At 64.6% G+C, this 23,105-nt stretch carries 21 protein-coding genes and 2 pseudogenes; 8 read left to right on the top strand and 15 right to left on the bottom strand.

The features are described from left to right. Positions 1-729 precede the first annotated feature (729 nt). Positions 730-804: pseudogene (locus GFS60_RS39775) on the top strand (Clp protease N-terminal domain-containing protein); the annotation flags it as partial. Positions 805-969: 165 nt separating this feature from the next. On the opposite strand, the pseudogene GFS60_RS40615 reads toward GFS60_RS39775, so the two are convergent. Further along, positions 970-1,047 (bottom strand): annotated as a pseudogene (locus tag GFS60_RS40615) (YciI family protein); the annotation flags it as partial. Between the two features lie 260 nt (positions 1,048-1,307). Here GFS60_RS40615 and GFS60_RS36760 point away from each other — a divergent pair. Further along, positions 1,308-3,050 carry a pentapeptide repeat-containing protein gene (locus GFS60_RS36760; RefSeq protein WP_159929471.1) on the top strand — a complete coding sequence of 581 codons (1,743 nt, stop codon included), beginning with the start codon at positions 1,308-1,310 and terminating at the stop codon, positions 3,048-3,050. A 73-nt stretch (positions 3,051-3,123) separates the two neighbouring features. Here the strand turns inward: GFS60_RS36760 and GFS60_RS36755 are convergent, their stop codons facing one another. The 12 genes from GFS60_RS36755 to GFS60_RS36715 form a co-directional block, all read right to left on the bottom strand. After that, a complete protein-coding gene (locus GFS60_RS36755; RefSeq protein ID WP_159929469.1) occupies positions 3,124-6,453 on the bottom strand; it encodes a hypothetical protein in 3,330 nt (1,109 codons plus the stop codon). A gap of 412 nt (positions 6,454-6,865) precedes the next feature. Next, positions 6,866-7,177, bottom strand: a complete 312-nt coding sequence (locus tag GFS60_RS39770; RefSeq protein ID WP_236603725.1) for a hypothetical protein — start codon at positions 7,175-7,177, stop codon at positions 6,866-6,868. Beyond that, entirely contained in the window at positions 7,141-7,542 is a 402-nt protein-coding gene (locus GFS60_RS39765; RefSeq protein WP_236603724.1) for a hypothetical protein, read from the bottom strand. The genes GFS60_RS39770 and GFS60_RS39765 overlap by 37 nt, the downstream gene beginning before the upstream one ends. Next, the gene (locus GFS60_RS39760) at positions 7,539-7,760 is read right to left on the bottom strand and encodes a hypothetical protein (RefSeq protein WP_236603723.1); all 222 of its coding nucleotides are present in this window, start codon (positions 7,758-7,760) and stop codon (positions 7,539-7,541) included. Before GFS60_RS39760 ends, GFS60_RS39765 begins: the two co-directional genes overlap by 4 nt. Beyond that, the gene (locus GFS60_RS39755; RefSeq protein WP_236603722.1) at positions 7,751-7,966 is read right to left on the bottom strand and encodes a hypothetical protein; all 216 of its coding nucleotides are present in this window, start codon (positions 7,964-7,966) and stop codon (positions 7,751-7,753) included. The genes GFS60_RS39760 and GFS60_RS39755 overlap by 10 nt, the downstream gene beginning before the upstream one ends. Before the next feature lie 83 nt (positions 7,967-8,049). Next, positions 8,050-8,361 carry a hypothetical protein gene (locus tag GFS60_RS39750; protein WP_236603721.1) on the bottom strand — a complete coding sequence of 104 codons (312 nt, stop codon included), beginning with the start codon at positions 8,359-8,361 and terminating at the stop codon, positions 8,050-8,052. Between the two features lie 13 nt (positions 8,362-8,374). Next, positions 8,375-8,506 (bottom strand): hypothetical protein, encoded by a 132-nt coding sequence (locus GFS60_RS40070; RefSeq protein ID WP_268962679.1) that lies wholly within the window; start codon positions 8,504-8,506, stop codon positions 8,375-8,377. A gap of 499 nt (positions 8,507-9,005) precedes the next feature. Further along, on the bottom strand, positions 9,006-9,764 hold the full coding sequence (locus GFS60_RS36735; RefSeq protein ID WP_159929467.1) for a DUF6602 domain-containing protein: 759 nt from the start codon (positions 9,762-9,764) through the stop codon (positions 9,006-9,008). Then, positions 9,761-10,267 carry a Mov34/MPN/PAD-1 family protein gene (locus GFS60_RS40610; RefSeq protein ID WP_442972238.1) on the bottom strand — a complete coding sequence of 169 codons (507 nt, stop codon included), beginning with the start codon at positions 10,265-10,267 and terminating at the stop codon, positions 9,761-9,763. The genes GFS60_RS36735 and GFS60_RS40610 overlap by 4 nt, the downstream gene beginning before the upstream one ends. 44 nt (positions 10,268-10,311) lie before the next feature. Then, positions 10,312-11,844: a ThiF family adenylyltransferase gene (locus GFS60_RS36725; protein WP_159929463.1), complete on the bottom strand. Its 1,533-nt coding sequence runs from the start codon at positions 11,842-11,844 to the stop codon at positions 10,312-10,314. Next, on the bottom strand, positions 11,841-12,866 hold the full coding sequence (locus tag GFS60_RS36720) for an SMODS domain-containing nucleotidyltransferase (protein ID WP_159929461.1): 1,026 nt from the start codon (positions 12,864-12,866) through the stop codon (positions 11,841-11,843). The genes GFS60_RS36725 and GFS60_RS36720 overlap by 4 nt, the downstream gene beginning before the upstream one ends. A gap of 997 nt (positions 12,867-13,863) precedes the next feature. Further along, a complete protein-coding gene (locus GFS60_RS36715) occupies positions 13,864-15,903 on the bottom strand; it encodes a TerD family protein (protein WP_159929459.1) in 2,040 nt (679 codons plus the stop codon). Positions 15,904-16,339: 436 nt separating this feature from the next. Here GFS60_RS36715 and GFS60_RS36710 point away from each other — a divergent pair, with 436 nt between their 5' ends. Next, positions 16,340-16,732: a hypothetical protein gene (locus GFS60_RS36710; RefSeq protein WP_236603719.1), complete on the top strand. Its 393-nt coding sequence runs from the start codon at positions 16,340-16,342 to the stop codon at positions 16,730-16,732. Positions 16,733-16,835: 103 nt separating this feature from the next. Here the strand turns inward: GFS60_RS36710 and GFS60_RS38860 are convergent, their stop codons facing one another. Further along, entirely contained in the window at positions 16,836-17,006 is a 171-nt protein-coding gene (locus GFS60_RS38860) for a hypothetical protein (protein ID WP_201453717.1), read from the bottom strand. Between the two features lie 136 nt (positions 17,007-17,142). Here GFS60_RS38860 and GFS60_RS36705 point away from each other — a divergent pair, with 136 nt between their 5' ends. The 4 genes from GFS60_RS36705 to GFS60_RS36690 all read left to right on the top strand — a co-directional run bounded on the left by GFS60_RS36705 (position 17,143) and on the right by GFS60_RS36690 (position 21,037). Next, positions 17,143-17,856: a hypothetical protein gene (locus tag GFS60_RS36705; protein WP_159929457.1), complete on the top strand. Its 714-nt coding sequence runs from the start codon at positions 17,143-17,145 to the stop codon at positions 17,854-17,856. Continuing rightward, complete coding sequence (locus tag GFS60_RS36700; protein ID WP_159929455.1) at positions 17,856-18,512, top strand: RES family NAD+ phosphorylase; 657 nt, start codon at positions 17,856-17,858, stop codon at positions 18,510-18,512. The genes GFS60_RS36705 and GFS60_RS36700 overlap by 1 nt, the downstream gene beginning before the upstream one ends. Before the next feature lie 949 nt (positions 18,513-19,461). Then, positions 19,462-20,250 carry a Mu transposase domain-containing protein gene (locus GFS60_RS36695; protein ID WP_159929453.1) on the top strand — a complete coding sequence of 263 codons (789 nt, stop codon included), beginning with the start codon at positions 19,462-19,464 and terminating at the stop codon, positions 20,248-20,250. A gap of 112 nt (positions 20,251-20,362) precedes the next feature. Further along, positions 20,363-21,037 (top strand): response regulator transcription factor, encoded by a 675-nt coding sequence (locus GFS60_RS36690; RefSeq protein ID WP_159929451.1) that lies wholly within the window; start codon positions 20,363-20,365, stop codon positions 21,035-21,037. On the opposite strand, the gene GFS60_RS36685 is transcribed toward GFS60_RS36690, so the two are convergent. Further along, on the bottom strand, positions 21,013-22,431 hold the full coding sequence (locus tag GFS60_RS36685; RefSeq protein WP_159929449.1) for a sensor histidine kinase: 1,419 nt from the start codon (positions 22,429-22,431) through the stop codon (positions 21,013-21,015). The two genes, GFS60_RS36690 and GFS60_RS36685, sit on opposite strands and share 25 nt — an antisense overlap. 122 nt (positions 22,432-22,553) lie before the next feature. Between GFS60_RS36685 and GFS60_RS36680 the strand changes: the two genes are divergently transcribed. Further along, complete coding sequence (locus GFS60_RS36680) at positions 22,554-23,042, top strand: hypothetical protein (RefSeq protein ID WP_159929447.1); 489 nt, start codon at positions 22,554-22,556, stop codon at positions 23,040-23,042. Positions 23,043-23,105 lie beyond the last annotated feature (63 nt).

The following is a 23,105-nucleotide window of genomic DNA, read 5'->3' as shown; positions in this document are numbered from 1 at the left end:
CCGCGGCGCTGCTCCCGGCGCTCCGCGCCGGGAGACGGGGCGAGTCGCTGCGCTCCCCGCCAGGGAGCCGCTGCGCGGCTCGCAGTGGGTCCATTCCCGTTGCCGTCGATCGAGTCGCTTCGCTCCTCTGAATTTCCGAGATTAGGCTCTCACCTGGGCTTTTCATTGGCATATTTTGATCCGGTCCCCCACGCCCCAACGAGGCTGGGGAGACGGGCCGGTGCGGCCGACCCCCGCCGCCAGCTCGCCTTCCCGCACCGCTCCATGTCATACCCACAGCATACCACCCCGCCTTCACGCAACCCAAAACAGTCAAAAATCTAAAAACACCCAAAACTGTTGATCAATAACCGATTACGAACCTTACAACTCGGCGTTTGTGCACAACACACGTAAAGACCTACTCTCCAATTAATTACCGAAACGTATTGCAAATCAACATCTTTCAAACCGGCTCAAAACCGGCTCAACAGGCACCCGCGCGCCCGCCGACACCCCGGCGCCGGCACTCCCCCAGCAGGTCGTCGAACCCCACATCACAAACCGGGCACGTGCCATTACTCCAGGTCACAGCACCATTACGCCCAAGGCTGCCGAGGTCGCATCGATTCCACCCATAACCACCTGCACACCGCCCAGAATGGGCAGCAGCGGTTCGCGTCGCTCGCGGCGACGCCTGGAGAGGGAGCGCGTCGTGGTGTTCGAGAGATTCTCCGATCAAGCCGACAAGTGGTCGTCCTCGCCGCCGGCGCCGCCCGAACACACCACCAGAACTCCGTCGGCACCGAACACCTGCTGGTCGGGATCTTCGACGCCGGCGGCCCCGGAGCGGCAGCGCTGACCTCATGGGGCGTCAGCGCACCTGGCGGGATCCGCCCGGCCGCAGGGCACATCCCGAACACCGGCGAAGACGAAGAAGGTCCTCGAGGGCAGCCTGCGCCAGACGGCCCTGCTCGGGCACGAGGAGATGCCACCCGCACCCGGAGCCGCGGACAACTCACCCGTCAGCTCGAGCGCCCACTCATGGGACTCGACGTCGATCACCATCTAGCCGGCGATCACATCGAACACGCGGAGCGCGGAGACCTCCTCCGGCAAACCGGTTCCTGAGAGGATGCGTTCTGAGCACCGGAAACGTCGACTGCTTTCACCCGGATTCACCCGCACTTCTCTGGCAGCTATGAGAAGAAAGTGGGCAAACGAGGCCACTGAAACCAGTGGCTCGAATGATCGATGACCCGCCATCGGATTCCCGCCGTCACCTCCGATCGTCGTGATACATCCACCGCCTGAAGGAAGCACCGGGCATGATCTTCGACATGGCGGAGAATGCACGTGCGGGCTGGGACCGGTTTCCGCGGTGGGCCCGCAGCGGGTTAGCTGCTGCCTTTGTCCTCCTCACCTTCGGCGCTATTGGTGCCTTCGCCGAAGGTTTCCTTCGATGGGTCAGTAGTCGGGCGCAGGACCTCGGACGGTCCGATCTTACGGGCAAGGTGGCACACATCTGGGGACCAGGACTTATCGTCGGGCTGCTGGTCGGTGCTGTGCTGATAATTTTTCATCTGGTGGTCAAAAGAACTGGGCATCCATCGGCAAGCCCCTTAGACAGGTTGCGCAAGGTATTCGTGCGGACCCGGCGAGCGAACAGATTTCGGCGAAGCCTCTTCCAGCCACTAAGGCAATGGTCGTTACTCAGGTCAGTACTCGCCATGCTCGTGGTTGCACTAGCTCTGGTCGGGGGAGCCTGGTGGCTCATGAGCATCCTGCTCGGAACAAGCGACACACCGCCTCAGTCAGTGGAAATAACTAAAGTCGCACTGACGATTGCTGGTGGCGTGGGCGCCAGCGTGGCTCTCGTCGTGGCGTACCGCAAGCAACGAGACACTGAAGCGAACCGTTTCGTGGAAAGATTCGGCGCTGCGGCCGCGCAACTCGGAGACGTCGACCCAGCCGTACGACTTGCTGGGGTTTACGCCATGGCAACCCTTGTCGACGACTCTCCGAAATCTCAATGGCAGCAGCAGTGCGTCGACGTGCTGTGCGCCTATCTCCGCATGCCACACGATCCCTACTCGCACAATAACCTGGTCGAGCAGACGCGGACTCACACGGACGAATCGGACGGCAACCTTTCAATTTCCGACCAATATCGGCTTAGGTACAACGACAACGAAGTTCGGAATACGATTATTCGCATCATTAACGGACGACTCCAGCCGAACACTGAACCCTCCTGGAGCGATTTAGAATTTGATTTCACTGACGCCACCTTGCAGGATGCCAACTTCAAAACTTGCGTCTTTAATCGCTGCGTAAAATTCGACGGAGCCAAATTCTTCGGCGCTGCCGTTTTCATGGGCACACGCTTTAAACACACTGCAAACTTTACTGGAGCAACATTCAACGATTATGCCGTCTTCGCGCAAGACTACGGATCATCTACGCCGATCCAATTTGACGAGGCCGCCTGGTTCGTTGCCACATGCTTCAAGAAGGGCGCAACCTGGGATCATGCCATCTTCGGGGCCAGCGCGGCATTCGGATCACCAATAAAGACTCGTCCAAATCGGACGGAATTCCAAGAATCTGTGTTTTTCCGTGACGTTACCTTCACTGAGCAGGTGAACTTCGACGGGGTAAGATTTGGTGGAACAGCCACCTTCTCGGACATAACCTTCGGCAGTACGACTATGTTTACGCCCATCCTTGAGGACCCCCCTGAGCCGGTCGAGTTTATGGGCGATGTCTCATTCCGCGAGGTGAACTTCACCGGTCGCACATTATTTAGATCGGCAGTCTTCCACGGTCGAGCGGATTTCACACAGTGCAACTTCGAGGACACTACTGAGTTCACGAACGCTCAGTTCCAAGCGAATGTCGACTTCGAATATCCCGCGTTTCGCAGATCAGGCGACTTCCAATTCGCGACGTTCAACGGCACCGCAACCTTCAAAGATCCCCTTGCATGGGAGGGCATGATTTTTGATTGGAATGATGACTTTTCACTAAAGCCCTCTAATGTTTATCCCATTGATTGGCCACCGCAATAGAGGCCGGTTTCAGTAGCTTCCGCTCAGTCCCGCCGTAAATCTGCAGACGCCGCAGCCGAGCGCGCGATGGCCCTTATGCGTTTAGCCGCCGGCGCACGCTGTAGCGAATGTCGTTCTGGACCTCCGCCCTTATCTGGTCAACCGCATCCGAGACCTCAGCCACGGAAAGTGCGCCCGCCAGGGTGCGTCGCACTCGGACATCGGGGTCCCGGGCGAGCTGCATAGCAAGTGCTGCGTTCTGGTCAGCAGACCGGATGCACAGTACGGCCGCGAGCTGACGAACGTTGACGTTTGGGGAACTGCCAATCAGAGCAGGCGGGATGCTGGCGGTGATCTCTCTCGGTAGCTCGTTGACGAGCTGGGCAGCCCTACTGACGTCGCTGTCTTCTGTACTTCGGAACAGCACGAATGCTTCCTCCCGGATCCAAGCGTACTGGTCGTTGTCGTCGGCTGCGCCGAGGGCGAGGGTCAGTCCGGCGCTCCGCAAGGACGACGGCCCGAGATTCACCTTGAAGGTGCTGAGAGGGTGGGGAGCACCGGTCATCTCATCGAACGCGCTACCGTCCCTTTCACCGCTGACGAAGCTCCGACAGCTCTCGAAAACCTCTGCTCGGACTTCGTGTGGTTGGTTCCGAACGAGAAGGCTGGCCCCGATGAGTGCCTGGCGCCGATTGTCTGCGGTTTCCCTCGAGTCTCGCGCAATCTCGAGAAGCTTGTCCAGACAATTCTTTTGGACATCTAGGTGAAGCCCCCGCACTAGCGATGCGTCGGAGATCAGGCCGATTCCCGAGTTGGCGTTGCTCGGATCAGGTTCTGGACGCCCGAGGATCCGATTTCGAGCGATGTCCGCGGAGGCATGCAAGTCGGGACTGTCGGGTTCCACCTGCTGCAAGATGTCAGCTGACAGATAGCGACCAGCTGTCACCAATCGACGCACCCGGTCCCGCAGGTCGGCGCGCTCACGATCTGTAAGCGGAGAAAGGTGGTCCGGTACTCCGATCGGTCTGTCGTACGGGTCAGCGCCGAGCAGTCTGAGTACGTCAGGATCGTTTAGTTCCACAAGGGCGTCGAATGTGTCATTGTCTGCGAGATCGAAGAGACGTTCCAGCGCTCGCAGCGTGAGGTCAGCGTGTGCCGTTGCGATCGCCACGCATGCTTTGGCGTGCGCAGGGTCACTGTGTCGGTACGCATTCGCTTCACGGTGCACATCAGACGCGAGCATGTCGAGTACCTCAAGGGCCTGCGCCGCCGAACCTCGTGCTGCGAGTGCACAGGCGCCCCTCGTTGCGTCGAGTGTGAGCGAACGCTGTAGGTCTTCGATCAACGCTCCGGAGCGTCCTTGCTGGGCAAGCTCGGTAAGTTCGCTCAACCGGGTCGCTGCGGTCTCATCGTCGATGAGATCTGCCTGTTCCGCGAGGATCCGAGTCCGCGCCCGAATCTCCCACCACGGCGCGTCACGGAGCGGGCCCACGGAAAGAGCGTGGTCGCCGATCGACTTTATGAGCTCGGTCAGCTTGTCTTTCCCACCGGATCTCTCGTAGTAGACAGCCGCGCGGTCAGGCTCGGAATTTTCCGCATACAGGTCGCCGAGCAGATCGAGCGCTTGGGCCTCGTCTGCCCAGTGCCCGGTCACGATGCTGTCAACCAGCCATCGCCGTGTGGCCACGATTGCGGAAGTCGCGCGCTTTGCTAGTACCTCGGTAAGAGCGGCTTCCCGGGCGTTTCTGTATCGGGGGAGAAGGTGGTCACCTGGGGTTAACCGTAGGGCCTGTGCTCGCCCAAATTCCTCGTCAGGTCCGAAGGCCCACGGTCCATAGGCGTACTTCAGCCGCCGAATCGCGAACAGCCAGTCGGCCGCATCATCTGCAAAATTATCGTGGATCCCGTCACTGATGGCATCAAGCCAGCTGTTGTGTGCCGATCTGCTGGCAGCGGAAAGCGCGTGTCTGCGGGCTTGACGCGCTTTCACGAGCGCTTTGTGCCGCTTCGGGATGGCATGAGTGTTTGCGTCTCGAGCCAAGCTCTGTCGCTCGTCCTCGTCGTATTCGCTACGTATCAGCCGCAAGCGGACACCGACGTCGTTTGGCACGCCCGCAATAGGGTCCGTCGTTGCATGGTCATGCGCCTTCAGTATTAGATCGTCGAGGTCGCTCAACTTGTGTGACTCGTCCACCAGCATCAACTCAGCAAGCAGGAGGACGAGGAGATGTTGGTACTCCGGCACGGGCAGTTGCCCCGGGGGATTGCTCAGGACGTCGACGAGTTCCTCCGTAGCCCCGAACGGATGTCTCATTACATTGACGGCCGCTCGAATCAGCTCAGCGTGGCGCTTAGCTTCGGGCGATTTTGTGCGGGGCACGCCGGTCGCGCGCGAGACGATGTCGTCCCCGGTGAGCTTATCGAGTCGCCTACTCAAACGGTATGCCGAATCGTCATCACTGTGATAAAGACTTATCGCTGCGAGACGACCAGCAAGAGCAGCGGCGGCCTCGACCGATCCAGCCTCGACTAGGGCATCAATCTGGTCATCGCGTACGGAGAAGGCATAGGCCCTAAACTTCCCGGCCTCGAGCTCTGACGCGACTGAATCAAAGATTTCTGCGGCCGCCGATGGATCAATCGATTCGGACTTCGCCTCCCTCATTCGCGAGGCGACTTCCTCCATCTTCAGTGGGCCCACGAGCACTTGATCTGCCTGGAGTGCCCGATCAGGAGGAGGTACTGGTACTCCCGGAATCGGGACTATGCAGAAGTTCTCCGCCGTTTCGGTCGTCCAGAACCGTGCGACTATATCGGCCCGTATCAGCAGAGCGTCATTAATCTCCGTGGCGCCCCATAGCTTTAGTTCGAGATCCGGATACTTCTCTTGCTGAGTAGCCAACTCGTCGTTGAGCTGCTTCGAATCACCGGAAAAGCTTGTTGCGACAACGAACTGATATGGGGTGAACGGGAGGTTCTCCCGTTCTTCGGCGAACTTACCGATAGCATTCTTCAGCTTGGCCTTCGTAAGGGACTTGTAGTCCTTGCACTGCACCACGCTGTAGCTGCCGTCTGGCTCTCGCCCAGCAATATCAATTCCGTGTTGTTGCTGTCCTGGAGTGCCATATCGGCGGACCTCGATGTCTTCGATCCCGAGTAGGTTTCGGCTCACCGCCAGCACAAGCTTCTCAAATCGGTCCCAACCGATATTGAGATCCAAGTAGTCGCCCTTCGGGCGCATGCTTGGCTGTCCTGGCCCCACCGGATGATCAATCGGGTCGGCGCTCAGAGGTACCCAGCCCGGCCCTTTGCTGCTCGTCAGCCTAGTCTTATTCGCAGCGGGCGCCTTCTTCGCGGGCGCCTCCTTCGCGCTGGCTATGCTCCCAGGCTTTGCCGAACCCTCATCACTATCCGCCGCCGCCATCCAGACTCCTTGGTTTTGCTAACCCCAATCGCTGAGTGCACAGTAACGGCATCGTCTTCCACTCTCGCTTCAGGGAGAGACTGGAGAATCAGTACAAGCCGCCGAGCCTCGGCGGAACCACTGACGGCGGTCGACTCCCGTGCGTGAGGGGGTCCGTCGAGAGCACCGAACCGCCGTGCCCCATACGCGGCAGTGAGGAACGGATCGCCTGCGTGCTCGGTGGAATCGGTCCTCACTGATCCGACCGGTGTGCTCACCTGCCGGTGTCATCGTCCGCTCAGCAGATCTACCAAGCCTGGAGCGTTCCACAGTGAACTCTCGACCACCGACAAGGCCCGGGTTACCTGGCGGACAGCCCAACGGGAGTTGGCAAGCGGGGTGCATGTACCGCGCCCGCAACCCCATCCGTCCATCACCGTCCAAATGTGGTCGGCGCCGTGCGGACAGGCCGCAGGCGCGGTGCCGCCCCGAGGCCGCCGTCGGGGTGCAAGTGCGCGAGCGCCCACGAATCGGCGTCCGGCTGTTCGGTGATCTCCAGGACAGGACGTGACCGTGCCCGGCACTGCCCTTCTTCGTTTCTTCGTTTCTTCCCGATCGACATGATGGGCTCGAGCAGCTCGACGACCGCGACCGGGTCCTTGACCGCCCGCCACACCAGGTGTCGGCACACCGTCAGCGGCAGTGGCATCACCCGCGGCCGGTAGCGGCCCTGGAGTTCGGACACCAACGCCGGTGGCTCCGCCGACATGTGGTGAGGACCTGCTGATCCGGGCGGGCGGACCAGTACTGCACTTGCGGACCCGGCACCTCGTCCTCCGGACAGGCGAACGTCGCTGCCCAACGCCACCCGTCGACCCCGGCTGCCGTGCAGCAGGCCAGCGGCAGGTCCATGTCCTCGAGGATGGAGCCGGGGCTGTAGGGGTTGTAGTCGGTGTCAGCCGCCCTGGCCGCGGCATTGGTGTTCTCCCGGATTTCCGAGGCGAGGAGCCCGTCGAGGCTGATACCCCGTGGCAACCCGTGCGCGACACCGCCGGTCATCTTCGCCGGGATCATCAGCGGCACCATCCCAGCACCGATCTGGAGGGTCATGCCGGGAGCGAGAGCAGCATTTGCAAGGCCTCGTCGCGCCGCGAAACGACGATCTCCCGCCAGTTGACCACCGATGCCCATCGGAGGATTCGGTGAGTGGTGGCGATCTGGCCGTGCCCGATCCCCGTGCGGCCACCGAGCCAGCCCGACCTCGTGAACTCGTCCAAGACGTCGGCGGCGAATGCGTGGTCGAGGTCGGAGCCGCGGATCAGTTGCACCCAGGACTCGAACGGGTGCCCGGGACGAGGGTTTCGATGTCGTACCGCATCACCGGCGACTCTGCCCCGGCGTCGGCCGACGGTGGTGACGGCGTGGCCGGTGGTGACGTCGTCGAGGTGCGAGTAGCACTCAAGCGCTCGATGTCGAACCGGGACGGCAAGGGGCCCGGCTGCTCACGGCGCAGGATCGGCGGTGCTTCGGCCACGATCGGCACCACATGCCCGACCTGCAGGCAGCCGTCGATCGGGGCAGCCCCGACCGCGCCGCCGAACACGCTGAGCTGCGGGATCAGCTCACAGAGTTGGTGCAGGCGGCGGCCGGTGACCGGTTCCGCCTGGGTTTCACGATCGCGCCGCCGTTGCGGAGAGTGTGCTCGACCGCCAACGGCAGCCGGCCTTCGTAGTCGAGGACGTCGCGCAGCATCTGCTCCCCCAGGCGGCGCAGGACGCCGCAGAAGGAGTTGCCGGAGATGACCGGGACCAGCTCGACCGACCCGTCGGGCTGGATGATCTTCATGCGCCGGCCGATCGCGGTCGTCCCGATCAGAGCCTCGCTCAGATGTGCGAGATCGGGGCCCGGGCGGTCATCTCGATCTCCCACACCCGAGACACGGTCACGACGCCAACCCGTGCTCGGTGCGGGCGGCGCGGACCTCGTCGGCCACGATCCGGGTCCGCAACGTCAGCGCGGTCGTTTGATCGCGCATCACCCGCAACACGGGGCGCGGCTCACTCGTGAGCAGCATCGCCAGTTCCGAGCGTTGCTCGTCGGTGCGCGGCGCCGATCCGAGCCAGGCCGCAGATGCACACCTTCGATTTGAGGACTGACGAATCGGAGGTCACCTCGTAGGTGATCTCCTGGCCGGGGACTTCCCCACCCCCACGTTCTGCCCGGCGTGATTGGGGCGAGGAGGCGGACGAGGGCCGCGGTCGGACGCCGACTCCGTCGAACCGCCGACCCCGGTGTACGTCGCAGCGTCCGCCTTGTCCTCAAGCCATGCGCGACAGACGTCCTATTGCTCAGCACCGCGGTAGTCCCAGCGCCCGAGCTAGGCACGAAGTGGTGTGCAGCCAGAACGGCAAATCCGCACCCTCTCACCCTAGATACCCGGCAGCCGGGGACTGCGGTGGGGCGTCTGCGCGCCGCATGCGTACAAACACTCTCGATCACGGATTCCTGTTTGACAATCAGGCGGTTGGGCAGTTCGGGATGCTATTCATTACGGACGGCAGTCGCGTCACGCGTCAATCTTCGATCACCCGGCGTGTCAGAGCGGAGGTATACACGTCGAAATCGAGGGCTGGGACGGTGCCGACAGCGTTGAGACGAGCGACAAGTCGCATGGCGAACATGGCCAGTCCAACCTCGGAGTCGGATCTCTGCATTTGGTCGATCGTTGCGCCCTCGGGGAGCTCGAACATCCCTGAATCGAGGGCGCAACCGAAGTCGAGCCGATGTTCCTCGTCCAGACCACCCATCGAGTCGATGAGCGGACCGTCGAGTCCTGTGGTCCATCCAGATCGTCCGGCCACGATTCCCGCGAGGATGCGCTTAGGTTCGACTGGCCTTGCGCTCTGGGCGAGTTGCGTGATTGGTGCGGACGTGCGGTGCAGACGTCGGACGCTGGCCGCCTTGTGTGCTGCGTACTCGATGGTCGACCGGTTTATCTCTTGTTTGACCTCGATGACTGCGAAGACACATTCAGCTGGCAAGAACAACGTCTCGCCCATCGTCCAGAACATTGGCGAAAAATGCCGGTCGTGGATGACGAGATCGATCTGATCGCTCTCGTTGCCGCGACTGTCCACGATGAAGGCTGTGTTCACGTCGTAGCGTCGAGGAAGGAACTGCTTGAGTGTTTGCTTCCATTCGTTCTCGCTGCCGTCGCCTACCGTGGGCGCATGTCGTGTCATGCGTCCGGCGTTGCGGAAGGTGGTGAGCATGTTCTCGGTCGTGGTTTTGAATGCGTCCGCCAAGCTGAAGACAGGCGTTGGGTCGGTCATGTTTGGTGAGGCTCCTTCGGTTCCAGTTGTGTGGCGGCGGCCCATCGTTCGAGCTCGTCGGCGCTGGTAGTAGCCATCGCGATCGAGGCTGGCCATGTGCGGGTTCTTCGGCTGCTTCGGGGCGACTCTGGTCTCTGGTGCACTCCGACGTATGCATGTGGTGGTCTTGGCTCCGCCACCTCAAACGGTAAGACGATGAGTGCGACCAGATCTGACGTAGCGGCGGCTATCTGCTTGAGGCTCTCGATGTCTGTGTGACTGGGTGGCTGGTCTGCGGGGTGGGTGTGCCATTCGCCGACGTACCCGATCACCGAGTGGGCACTTGCGAGGATGCTGGTGAGCGCGAGCTGAGCGCGGCGTTCTCGGCGCAGGTAGGCGCGTCGAGTGCTTCGTTCGTCGGCAATCACAATCGCTCGTGTAACGACGATCTGGTCCTCGGTACGGAAGCCGATGAGGATGCCGCCGGTTTCGCGTGGCAGCGCAGCAGCTCCGGCGGCGTGCATTGTCGCCATCGCGTCGTGGGCCACGATGACCGGTGGGCTGTCGGTCATCGTAATGTGCCCTGTGCGTGAAGGATGCGCTGTTCGCTAGCCCGGCTTGAGATTCCGAGGACGACGTCGATGGCATGTCGCGCTCCGAGTGCAGCCGCCTCCCATGCGGCGGCGGGTGGTGTGGTGCTGATCGGACTGCTACAGCCGGTCTCGTAGGTTCCGGATTGAACTGGCGGCAGTACCGGTGCCGCAAGGGTGCCGGTGGACGGCTCAGGCCAGTGATCGACGCGGATAGCGTATCCGTCCGCGAGCACGCAGACACTGATCGCTCTGCCAGCGCCGGCGCGCGCGGCGGCGCCGATCAGAGTCGATGCCGTGGAATCGGCGGTTGCATCGACGACCAAGTCGCACGTGCGGAATAGGTCGCGGGCGGCCTGCAACGAGGTAATGCGTCCGTGTTCGGTGGTCACGTTCTGGTCTGATTCCGGCCGTGCGGAGCGCACCGTGTGTGCCACTGCGGTGACTTTGGGCTTTCCCACCTGGTCGGCGCCGACCAGGTGGCGGATCACGTTTCCGGGTAGGACGATGTCCGGGTCGACGAGGTGCAGACGTCCGACGCCACTACGGTGGAGGAGGTCGGTGAGAACTGACCCGATCGCCCCGACCCCGACCACGGTGATTGCGCGCTGCGCGAGAATATTCCGTTTGGGGTGGGCACGCCGTGTCAGGGATGCTGTGTCGCGGGGAGCTGCAGTGTGCGCCTTCACTGTCCAACCGGAAGCGGTCGGCCGGAGCCGGAGCGCGAGCACACCCGCGGCACTTCCACGCCGGTATGTCAGGACGAGCTCACGTATTCCGGATGCGACCTCACGGTGGAGGTGGTGTGCTTGTTCGCCAGCCGCGTCGAGTAGCGATGGCCAGTCGCGGATCGGCCGATCGAGCTCTCCCACGTCGAGAACCAGCGCGACACCAGGTGACCACCGAGCTTTCACCCCACGCCGGCCACGCGGCACCTTCGCGGGCAGATCGACCACCCAGACTGATCCGCGCCGCTTGAGATGCACGACCTTGCCGGCCACGCTACGTGGGTCGTCGAATAGCACCACCTCTCCCGTCGAGGAGAGGTAGCGCTCGAGGTCAAGTGCCGGCGCGCCGGTAGGCCACCCGGCGCGGTCCTCCCGCAGCCAAGCTTGGACCTGCTCAAGCAGGTCCCCTGCATCCGCCCAAGGCAGGCGGCTGTGATCGGCGTGCTCGAAGAGGCACAGATGACCGCTCGGCTCTCGGTGCCAGGTGGAGGACGCCTCGTAGTAACGGGACAGGTCAGATCCCGCTCGCGTCATGGCAGCCGCGCTCGACAGCGGTGTGATCTTCGGTTGCGCGTATGGGTAGTCCGCAGGAATCTGCACGTCGATCAATGTATGCACGTCGACACCATCGGGGTCGACGTCGATGTGCAGCACGCCGCGCCATGTTTCGGAGACGTCGTCGACCTGCTGGAAGCCGCGCACGGCGAGCGCGTCGATGAGCCGGTCGGTTGCCTCGACGCAGGACAGGCGCAGCGCCTCACTAGCATCCTGCTCGTACGTCATCCGAAGCGGCGATCCCCGGCTACGATCTGCCGGTCTCCAGCCCGCACCCGCGCGAAGCTCTTCCGGCTCCCGTCCACGTTGCAATCATCCGGAGTCGGGAAGACGTAGTCCTGATCACCTTGGTCGTCGACCGCCCTGCCGAGTATGTCTCGAAACGTCTTTGCTGCCGCGCACTTGTCGTCTTCGTCGGCGTCGATCGCCGTCTGTGCCCGCGCGCCCGCGTCGACGAATGCTCGCGCAAGAGCCTTCTTGTCCGCGTCCTCACCGCGCACGTACAGCACTTCCCCCGTGAGAGTGGGGTCGGCGAGGTCGTGGCCTAGGACAAAGGCATTGTGCAGCACCTCACCCGTCTTTTGCAGGGCGGACACGTAGACCTCGCCAATGGTGGTACCGCTCACCGCGCCCGACTGGAATGCCAGCAGCGCGGAGATCTCTATCGTCAGCCCGCCCGGCTTCTTCGGCCCCATCAACGCGCGGCGCGTTTGCCGCAGCAGCTTCACGACCGGCACGTACAGCTTGTCGAACTGTTCGTTCATCTCGGTAGTGAGTTCGGTGAGCCGCTCGGGATTCGTCGCCTGCCAACCACCCTCGCCGCGCTTGGGAAGCTGCCACGCGGACTCGCCGTAAGGGCTCGTCCACGGGCGGGCCGGGACCGCGTCGACATAGAGCCCGTCCAGTTCGGGGAAGGCGACCTGGAAGCTGCGGGCCTGTCGCTCGATCCGTTCGTCGCCGAATGCAGCCGTCAGGACCTTCTCAAATTTGTTGAGTAAAGCGCTCGGCGCGGTATCTCGCGGCACATCATTGAGGCGCCCAAAAACGTCGACGTCCTTCATCCGCCGGATGCTGACGTGCCGCTTATAGCTGCCGATCAGCACGGGATCCAAGCCCCAGTCACTGAGGGTGCTATCCGCGAGCAACGCTTCGCGCACCTCGTTGTGCGCTTTCGGGGCGTTGTCCCGGTCCGCCGCGGTCGGTTCGATCGCGCGGAGGGCCTGACGGAACTGGCTCGTCAACTGTGGCACTTTGAATCCCCATTTCTGCCCCTCGTTCGGGGAGCAACTGTCCTCGGACAAAGGACGATATCCGGACGCACCGACACGCTCACGCCGCCCGAACCGTCTCGGCGGCGGGTTAATTCACATGAATGACACCAAAGGCGATAGTGCGGCGCGGAGGTTGTCCACTGAATTCGCCAACGGAAGCCGGTTGCAGGGTTCAGGGCTCGGCGTTACGGAGCATTGAGCACCGGCCCGAAATCCCGCGAGAGCGAACCACGAACGAGGACACGCCCCCACCCAGATGGCGAGGTCGAAGGAGGCATCGATATAGATGGTCGGTCGCATGCCAGGCTCGACCAACATCTCGGCACGCTCGTCCTGCCCGCGTCGGTACCGATACCGAACCCCGACGCGGTCGGCGTGTTACCCGAGATGTTCGTGCAAATTTGATTCGGGAGTCGCGATAGCCCCGCCGCTCGAACCCGGTGAGCCGGATTGACCACCTGCGGACGCTGTGAAATGGTGGGCACACCCCTCGGATCTGCACACCCGAGGGGACCAATTCTTAATGGCCGACGTTGGTTCCGTGATCAACAAAACCACCGCTACGGTCCGAACCTCAGCGGGGTTTCGATTCGTTGCGTCTGGACTGGACCAGGAGTGATCCCGTGACGCCATGACCGATGTTTTTGATTGCGTTCCAGGAATTTACGCCCATACGCGTCCACCTCGTGCTTCCTTTGTCGGATCCTTTGCGGTCACTTGCAACGCCGCTTCTGACTGACTCCAACAGGGGAATAACGATCGTGAAAAGACCAAAAACACTGCACACGATCAAGGCCTCCAACACCGTAGGCGGTGCTCCAGCCCCAAACCACACGCAACGAATCCTTCATCATTATATCAGTCCAGCCACATCAGCCTCACCGACCCCTCAAACCACCGCGCCATTGCATCCGCCCGTGCACGTGCCCCGCATGCCAGGCCAGGGGCGCGCCGGGTCGGACGCGGATACCGAGGGTTACTCTCCCTCGGATTCTGCGGTCTCCGGCTTCGGCGGTTCATTCTGTTTCGGCGCTGCCCGCACCCATTCCCGCAGTTGTTGAACCACAGTGCCGTAGAACGCGTCGGTCGACGACGTCACGCTGGTGATGAAGCTCGCCGCGGTGCCCGACCGCCGGCCTCCCATCGGGAAGGTTTGTTCGAGGGAGAAGGACACGATGTTCCCGGAGCGCCCATTGGTCAGTACCTTCGGATCCGCTCGCACCGTGTCGAGGTGCTCGCAGGCTTCGTTGCCCCGCTCGGAGAACACCGCTTCGACCTGAACGTCGCCGGGTACGTCCTCGAGTTGCCTGAGCAGCCACGACAACCTACGCCCCGATGTGCCTTCATTCGGTGCCTCCACGGTGGTGCGGCAGCGGATCTTGTTGGTCCGCACATCCGCGATCACCACCAGATCACCGGCCGTTTCTGGGATCCGCAGCACCGCTTCGAACACCCCGTCGGTCGCCAACCTTTCGGCCACCGCCGCATTGCGGGCCGCCGGGTCGGAGCTGAGCTTGCGGGGCAGGATGTGTTTGACGGTGACCCCGAGTTCGGCGGTCAGCCGCAGCGCCAGATGGCGGGAGAGGGACACCCAGGTGTCGGCCACGGCGGCGGCTTTCTGGTCGCCGGCACGGAGGGTGCCGGCGGTGACCGCGTCGCGGACGGTCACCCAGTGCCGGCCCATGTCCACGAACTCGGCCGCCCCCGAGCGGGGGTGATCGAGGTAGCGCAGGAACTCGGCCAACATCCAGGCCTGCAGGTCATCGTCGATACCGCCGTGCGAAAGCAACATCCGTGCCTCATGGCCTACTTCCGCCCACGACAGATGCCGCAGCGCGACCTTGGCGAGCTTGCGGCGGTCAACCTCCACCGGCAACTCCCCGGCACTGGCGGGGACGTCGTTCGACAGGCTGACCACCACGTCGTACTTCTTCTTCCGCGCCACGTCGAGATAGTTTTCGAGCTGCTCTCGTTTGAGTTGGCCGTTGCCGGTCTTGACCTCGAGCAGGCCGGTCCACACCCTGGTGCCGCGGGAGACCTTCAGCACCGCGTCGGGGATCACCTTCGTCTCACCCCGCTCGTACGCCACCTCCACATAACCTTCGAAGACACCGACCGGGGCCCCCATCCGGGCGCACACCGCGCGTGCGAAGGGTCGCACCGCCTGCATGGTGGCGATCAACGCCGAGGTGGCCCGCCGTTCCTGTTCCTCCCCGGTCCCGACGCCGATGACCGAGAACAACCGCGCCGGCTGCCAGGTATCCTGTTCGGCGAGGGTGAATTCGACCGGCTTCGACTTTTTCACCGCCCGCTTGGCGGTGCGGACACCCCGGGTCCTCGCCTTCGCCTGTGTCGCCGGTGCGACGGGTGGGGTGGGCAGTTCGGGCACCAGGTGCGTGGCGTCACCGGCGGAGCTGTTCGGCGGCACAGCGGGTTCGGCAGGGTCGGACGAAGTATCACCGGTGGTGGGTTCGAGTTCCGGCTCGTTGTCGATGTCGACACCGAAGTCCGTGGCCAACCCTGCCAGTCCGGACTCCCAACCCTGCCCGACCGCCCGGACCTTCCACTGCCCACCTCGGCGGTAGACCTCGCCGAACACGAACGCCGACTCGGTCGTGGCATCGGCGGTGACATACTCGGCAAGGGTGTACCCGGCGCCGTCGACGACACGCAGAGCGAGCTTGCCGAGATCACCGAACCTGCCCTCGCCGACACTGCCGACCAAGGCCACGGTGTGCACGTCCGCCGGCACAGCGGACAACTCGATCGCGATCCGCGCCTGCCCACCTTCCTCGGTGCCGCTCGTACCCAGGAACCGGATCGACCCGTCCGTCGACTCGGGCTGGTTGTAGAACACGAAATCCTCGTCCGAGCGAACCTTCCCATCCGCGTTCAACAACAGCGCGGACGCATCGACCTCGACCTCCGACTCGGTCCACCCGAGCACCACATCGATCTGCTCCACCTCAGTAGGCAGCGACAAGTTCTGCCCCTTGGACAGCATCGGAAACTCCACCAGAAACCACCCTCGCTCGACCCGAAACCGCACCAACCTGCGCGGCCGGACAAGAGCCGAAGCCCGGTTACCGACGTCCGTCGCATCAACTGCGCATACTAATCGGTTCGTTTCACCCTCGGGCATCACCTGGCAAACATCTCCCACCGGCGGGTTGGTGGGCATCAACGCGCCGATCGTCTCCAGTCGCCCGCTGTCGTCTGCGTGAATGACACTGCAAACCAGCAGAAGTGAGCCCCGGAGTGGCGGCAATCCGACAACCGCGGGCTCAACGCGCGGCTCCCGGCCGGGCGCACCACGGAGAAGATACGCGCACTGCAGCTATCCCACCCACGATCGATCACCGTCTCTGCTCGTACCCACGTCGCCGCGCACACCCCGACGTCGCCACTGGAGTCCGCGATTCCGGCAAACCGTGGTGGATGTCCGACCGAAAATGGCCGTACATCGCCCGAGAGGACCGGTCCTGAAGGATTCATCGCGCCCCCGTCTGCCGCGCCTTCTCGCGGCCGGAATCGCAACCCTGGCGACGCTGACTGCCGCGATCATCGGAGCACCTGCAGTGTCCGCGGCACCGGTCGATACGGTTCTGCCCGTGCCGGTGGCCGGCAACACGCTGTCGTTTCAGTATGCGACGTGGATGGGCATCTGCCAGGGCCGCGTCATCGCGCGAACCGACACCGCGACACCGGGTCTCACGTACTTCCGCATGGAGACCGGATGCACCGGGACCGTGCATTGGCGCAACCTCACCGCCGGCGCGGCCGGGGATGGGCATGGACTGTGCCCTGACCCGGAAACGTGGGCTGGTTTCCAGGCACGCGGGTGACGTGGCAGCGGATACCGGCCCCGGTGACGTCCTCGGGGCGCGACCAACCCCGTGCCCGCCGCCCCTTCACACCGGTGACCAGTATTTCGGGCCCTGCACGGCATCAGGTGGGATCCCACGGTGATCGTTCGAGCCTGTTGAGCTCGTCGAGAACCTGGTCGACGGCGGTGGTCGGGATGCGGAAGTCGTTGCCCTCCGAAGCCCGGAGGCGGTCACGCACGTAGGCGAGCATGGCGAGTTCACGCTCGAACTCTGTAGCGGTTCGGTCACTCACGGTTTCATCCTGTCCTGAGTGGGCGGCGATCGATTCATGACCGAAGACATCCGGGTGACAACTGCACGGGCCTCACACCTCGCCGCAACGAAAGCAACGATGTAAGATTACGGTGCAAACGTAGCAAGGAGTGCTCATGTCGACCCACCGATCGATCTCCCCCCGGCGACACCACAAGCTCGCCGGCTACCGCCTGCGCCTCGACACCCTGACCGGCCGCTACACGCGTGCCGGCGACCGCCCACAGGGCACTCCGTCGCCGGACGAACGGCACCGTTTGTCGGATCTGTCGACGCCCGAGCTGATCGACGTCGTCGCCTCCGAACTCGCTGCCCGCCCCGAGATGCACCTGGTCCGCAACCAGGTGACCGCCCTGCTAGCAATGGCACCGACGCTGACCGACCGCACCCAGGCCGCCCGGATCGGCGCCGACCTCGTCGACGACGCCATCGCCCAAGCCGAGATCGAGCAAGCCGCCCGCCGGCACATCCTCGACCACCCGATGCTCACCGCCGGCCAAGTCGCCGCCGTCCTGCACCGGCCCGCATCCGATCGCACCGTCGCCTCCCGCCTGCGCACCACCGGCAAAGTCGTGGCCCTGCCCGTCGGCAACAGCTACCGGTACCCGGCGTTCCAGTTCGACAAGGCCACCGCCGCGGTCCGCGAGACCGTCGCCGCCGTCAACACGGCCCTCGGTGCCGCCGCCGACCCGTGGGGGGTGGCGTCGTGGTGGCTGACCCCCTCTACCCGCCTACCCGAGGGGCAGACCCCGGCCGACCTGGCCGCCGACCCGGACCCCGCGGCCGGTCAGAAGCTCGAGCGCCTCGCCGCCGCGGTGCTGCCCGACTGATGCCGAACATCGAACCACCGGCCGCAGGGTTACTCCGGCCGGCGCATAAGACCGTGCTGACCGCCGGAACGGTGGTGTGGCGGGTACACAGCAGCCACCGCGACCCGCACGCCCCCAACCCGACCCCGCAACCCGACGAACTCGCCGGCGGCCGGTTCGACTCCCTCGACGGAAGCTACGCCTACCTCTACATCGCCGACAGCCCCGACGGGGCAATCGCCGAAACCCTCTGCCGGGACCTGCCCTTGGACCCTTCGATCGCCCGGATCGTTCCTTCGTCCGCCGTGACCGGCCGCACCCTGACCGCCCTCACCGTCACCCGCACCCTCACCGTCGCCGCACTACACGGCCCGCACCTGGCCGCGGTCGGACAAGACCTCTGGCTCACCAAATGCGAAGCCCGGCACTACGTCACCACAAGGCGGTGGGCGCACGCCATCCGCGCCGCCGACCCCGACCTCGACGGACTCGCCTACCGGCCCCGGCACAACGAAGACACCCTCGCCTGGATCCTCACCACCAACCCCGCACTCACACCCCACCCCGACCTGACCCTCGACCCCACCACCACACCCCTGCCACTCGACCACGGCCCCGGCCGCGACCTGGCCGCCCGCATCATCGCCGACCACAGCGCCATCCTCTCCCCCACCTGAACCACACCAGCGGGAACGACGTCCTACACACGAACCGAGGGTGGACGCGTACCGACCGCGTGCCAACGGACACGTCAGAATCCTTGTAGGCGGTCAGTTCGCTCCGGTTGGGCGGACACGGTTTCTCCGGATCAGTGGACACGAGAATTCCCGGGTCGGCGGCCACGAAACAGCTGATTGACACGCTGGCGTAAATACCGGGCGGGGTTCCTTCGCCCGAGTTGGCTTGGTTTGCCGCGCAAACCAACCGACCGAAGGAACCCCGAGACCCAAGTGTGCCAGGGAAGTGATGGAGATCTTGGAAGCCTACGACCTGACCCAGTGTGCGCATTTGGCGGCGCCGCTGGTCGGGTGCGGATGAGAAGACGGTGGCCCGGTATGTCGAGCTCCGCGACACCGGCCACGACCCGGCCGACCGAGTGCGCCGCGCACGCTCGATCGACCCCTTCCTAGGGAAGATCGAGGAGCTGGTGGAGGCCTCACAGGGCCGGATCCGGGCGGACGTGGTGCACGACAAGCTCACCGCGATGGGCTTCGACGGCACCGACCGCACCACCCGCCGCGCGGTCGCCGAGCTCAAGGCGACCTACCGGGCCGGGCACCGCCGAAAGTATCGGCCTGGGGGCACCTCCCACGCAGTGGGGGAGGATCCCGGAGCCGGGCATGTGGCCGGGAGTTCGATTGGGGCGAGGGCCCACGGGTCGGTGGCCGGCGAACCCAACTGTTCTGCGCATGGTTGTCGTGGTCGAGGTTCGACGGTCGTGGTGCCAGCGTGGGACCAGCAGCTCCCGACGTTGATCGCCTGCCTGGACACCACACTGCGCCGCATCGGAGGGGCACCGACGTATCTGCTGACCGACAATCCCCGAACCGTCACGATGGACCGGATCGCCGGCATCCCCGTCCGCCACCCCGACATCGTCTCGCAGGAAGACATTACGGCTGCGTCGTGCACACCTGTGAACCGTTCGACCCGGAATCGAAGGGCGGCGCCGAGTACACGGTCAAGATCGCGAAGGCCGATCTCGTGCCGACCAAGGCGAACCTGCTCGAGGACTACCCGAGTTTCGGCGAACTCGTCGACGCATGTGAGCGGTGGTGCGAGAAGGTCAACGCACGCCCGCACCGCGCGGTCGGGGTGGCCCCGGCCGAGCGGTTGGCCACCGAACTCGGCCGGCTGCACGTGCTGCCCGAGGACCCGCATCTGCTCGCCCTCGGCGAGGAGCGCCTCGTCGGCTTCGACCAGACCGTCAGCTGGGGCAACGTGCGGTACTCGACCCCGGACGGGCACCAAGGGGCGAAGGTGTGGTGCCGGGTCACCGGCGACGAATTGGTGATCGTCGCCCGCACCGGAACCGGTGTCGCGGAGATCGCCCGCCACCAACTGTCCACCCCGGGGAACCCAAGAATCGTCGCCGGGCACTACCCGCATCACCCCGACGACGGATCGGTGCTGCGCCTGCCCAAACCCCGCCCGCGGACCGCGGCCGAGATCGACTTCCTCGCCCTCGGCGAGGGCGCACACCGCTGGCTGACCGACGCCGCCGCCGGCGGTGTCGTCCGGATCCGCCACAAGATGGCCAGGGCAGTTGAATTCGGCGGTGGTACACCGGCGACCGCACCGCTGGTGCTCGCGCTGGCCGGGGTGCTACTGGGTTTGGCGACCGTCGGGATGGCACCCGGCGCAGCCCGGGACGACCTCGCCCAGAGGGTCGACGTATCCCGGGTGCGGACCTGAGCCGACCCGGGCGATCGCGCTGACACCGGCGCTGGAGGGACCATGTGATGGTGGTACCCCGGTCGTACCGTTGGGGTCCATTGGTTGCGGGAATGTTGTGGAGGAGGCGGCGGTGCGGGTGTTGCTGGTCGAGGACGAAACGCGCCTGGCCGAGACGGTGCGCCGCGGTTTGGTGGCTGACGGGTGCACCGTGCAGGTCGAACACGATGGCGTCGCCGGGCTGGCGGCGGCGGCAGGTGGCGGCTTTGATGTGGTGGTCCTCGACATCATGTTGCCTGGCAAACACGGGTACGACGTGGTCCGGGAGATGCGTCGGCAGCAGGTGTGGACGCCGGTGCTGATGCTCTCGGCCAAGGACGGTGAGTACGACCTCGCCGATGCCTTCGACCTCGGTGCCGACGACTATCTGATCAAACCGTTCTCGTTCGTGGTGCTGATCGCCCGGTTGCGGGCGCTGGTGCGGCGCGGCGCCCCGCCGAGGCCGCCGGTCCTGAGTGTTGCCGGACTCTCGTTGGACCCGTCGATGCGGCGGGTCACCCGCGGGGAGACCCGCCTCCAGCTCACTCCCCGTGAGTACAGTGTGCTCGAGTTCCTGATGCGTCACGCCGGCTCGGTGGTCACCAAACACGAAATCCTGCAATCAGTGTGGGATGCCAATTACGAGGGCGACGACAACATCGTGGAGGTCTACGTCGGCTACCTTCGGCGCAAGATCGATGCCCCGTTCGGCACGGCGAGCATCGACACGGTCCGCGGCGTGGGCTATTCGATGCGGTCGGAGGAGTAGCTGTCGTCGCCGATCGGAAGGGTGACGACGAAGTGTGCACCCCCGCCTTCATGGTCGCGGACCTCGATCGAGCCGTGGTGTGCGGCGACGATTTCCGCGGCGATGGCGAGCCCGAGTCCGGAACCCCCGGATGCGCGGGTTCGGGGAGTGTCGAGGCGGACGAACCGTTCGAAGATCCGGGCCCGGTCCGCCGGAGCGATGCCCGGCCCGTCGTCGACCACCTCGATCACGGCGCTTCCCTCGCACCTGCGGCACGCGAGGGCGATTCGGGTGTGTGCGTGGCGGACGGCGTTGTCGACGAGATTGCGGACCAATCGGGCCAACTGCTCCGGATCCCCGGCCACCCGGACAGGGTCGACGGCGGCGGCGACCGCGATGCCGGGAAGGCCCCGGAGGCGGGCGCGTTCGGCCAGGATCAGATCGTCGATATCGACGTCGACGCGCAGGTGGGTCAGTGAGTCTTCGTCGGCACGCGCGAGCAGGAGAAGGTCCTCGAGCAACGCATGCATTCGTCGGGCTTCGGGAAGCAACGACTCGTCGACCAGGGCCGTGTCGATCAAGTCGGGGCGGGATTGTGCGAGTTCGAGTGCGGCGGTGATGGTCGCCAGCGGGCTGCGCAGTTCGTGCGAGGCGTCGCTGACGAAACGCCGCTGGGCCAGGTGCCCGGCCTCGAGCCGCGCGAGCATGCTGTTCATGGTGACCGCGAGATCGGCAATTTCGTCCCGAGCCGCGGGCACGGGGACCCGTTCGTCGAGTTGATCGGTCGAGATCGCCGCCACACGGGCGCGGATCCGCTCCACCGGGCGGAGGGCTGCGCCGATGAGCCGGTAGGTGGCGGCGGCGGCGAAGCCGACGACGATCGGGGCACCGATCGCGAGGAGTGCCGCGACGGTGGCCAGGACACCTTCGACCGGTTCGCGGTCGGCGCCGGTGACGACCGTGACGGGCCCGTTCGGGGACATGGTGCCGTGGGCGGCCACCCAGTAGTCGCGGTCGTGCCCGAAGTGGAGGTTTCCGAGGTAGGCGGACTCGCCGGGTGGCAGCGGGGAGGCGAGGACCGGTGACGACGGAATCCCGGTCGAGGTGGCGAGCACGTTTCCGTGGTTGTCGAGAATTTGGATGGCCCCGATTTGACCGTCGGTAGCGAGCAGTGATGGGTCGAGTTCCTGGGGTGGTTGGGTGTGGAGTTGCTCGATGATCTGGTGGGCCCGTGAGTCGGCGGCGCCTCGGGCGGAGTGTTCGAGCGTGCGGTACAGCACGAACAGAAGTGCACCACCGGCCAGCAGCAGGCACACCGTGACGGCGAGGACCGCGGCCGCGGTGGATCGCACCCGCACGTTCCAGCGTTCGGGGTTCAGGCTGCGGCGGTCCATGGTATTCAGTGTGACCGACACCGTGTCCGCCGCCCCGGCACCGGTGCGGTGTCGGATAGAAACACGCGAAAATCGCGGTATTCCAAGGATATGCCGGCACCTCGGACTCCGGTTTCGCCGCCGAGGTCGCCGCCGAACAAGCCGTGGCACAGCTGGACTACCTCGAAGACCTCTACCGCGACTGGAACGACGGCGGTCGCTCCGGCGGCGGCGCGGCCCGACGCGTCGACGCCGAGTTCGACCGGATCCGGCGTGAGCTCGGTGATCTGCCCGGGGTGGTCGCCCGCCCCTCCCGGCTGCGCACCATGCTCGCTCACCTGACCAAGACGCTGCACCCCGGGATTCTGGGTGACTGCTTCTACCAACGCGAGACCGCACTCTGCGCCCAGCGCGCCAGCACCCTGGGACGCCCCCTCCCGCTGCTCGACATGTGCTCGACCTGCCCCAACGCCCGGCGATCGGCCGTTCACCTGCCGCGGCTGACCACCGCCCGTGATCAAGCCCGCGGGGCCCTGCAACTCGCCGACGGCAAACCGCTCCCACCGCTGCAACAGGCCGCCCTGGCCAACCACCTCGCCCAGCTCGAGCACCTCATCACCCAGATCCACAGCACAGAACCGGAGCCAGCATGACCGAGACCGACCGCAAGATCAACGAAGCTTTTCGAGCGGCTGCTGGCCGGTCATCCCGAAATC

The organism is Rhodococcus sp. WAY2, assembly GCF_009859915.1.
Taxonomy (GTDB): Bacteria; Actinomycetota; Actinomycetes; order Mycobacteriales; family Mycobacteriaceae; genus Rhodococcus_F; species Rhodococcus_F oxybenzonivorans.
The sequence above is the reverse complement of the archived record's forward strand: the minus strand, read 5'-3'. Positions and strand labels throughout refer to the sequence as shown.

What these genes read in the sequence shown, in the direction of transcription:
- GFS60_RS36760 (WP_159929471.1), top strand. Translation starts at nt 1,308, where the DNA reads ATGATCTTCGACATGGCGGAGAATGCACGTGCGGGCTGGGACCGGTTT.
- GFS60_RS36755 (WP_159929469.1), bottom strand. Translation starts at nt 6,453, where the DNA reads ATGGCGGCGGCGGATAGTGATGAGGGTTCGGCAAAGCCTGGGAGCATA.
- GFS60_RS39765 (WP_236603724.1), bottom strand. Translation starts at nt 7,542, where the DNA reads ATGACCCTCCAGATCGGTGCTGGGATGGTGCCGCTGATGATCCCGGCG.
- GFS60_RS40070 (WP_268962679.1), bottom strand. Translation starts at nt 8,506, where the DNA reads ATGCTGCTCACGAGTGAGCCGCGCCCCGTGTTGCGGGTGATGCGCGAT.
- GFS60_RS36735 (WP_159929467.1), bottom strand. Translation starts at nt 9,764, where the DNA reads ATGACCGACCCAACGCCTGTCTTCAGCTTGGCGGACGCATTCAAAACC.
- GFS60_RS40610 (WP_442972238.1), bottom strand. Translation starts at nt 10,267, where the DNA reads ATGCACGCCGCCGGAGCTGCTGCGCTGCCACGCGAAACCGGCGGCATC.
- GFS60_RS36725 (WP_159929463.1), bottom strand. Translation starts at nt 11,844, where the DNA reads ATGACGTACGAGCAGGATGCTAGTGAGGCGCTGCGCCTGTCCTGCGTC.
- GFS60_RS36710 (WP_236603719.1), top strand. Translation starts at nt 16,340, where the DNA reads ATGGCCGTACATCGCCCGAGAGGACCGGTCCTGAAGGATTCATCGCGC.
- GFS60_RS36705 (WP_159929457.1), top strand. Translation starts at nt 17,143, where the DNA reads ATGTCGACCCACCGATCGATCTCCCCCCGGCGACACCACAAGCTCGCC.
- GFS60_RS36700 (WP_159929455.1), top strand. Translation starts at nt 17,856, where the DNA reads ATGCCGAACATCGAACCACCGGCCGCAGGGTTACTCCGGCCGGCGCAT.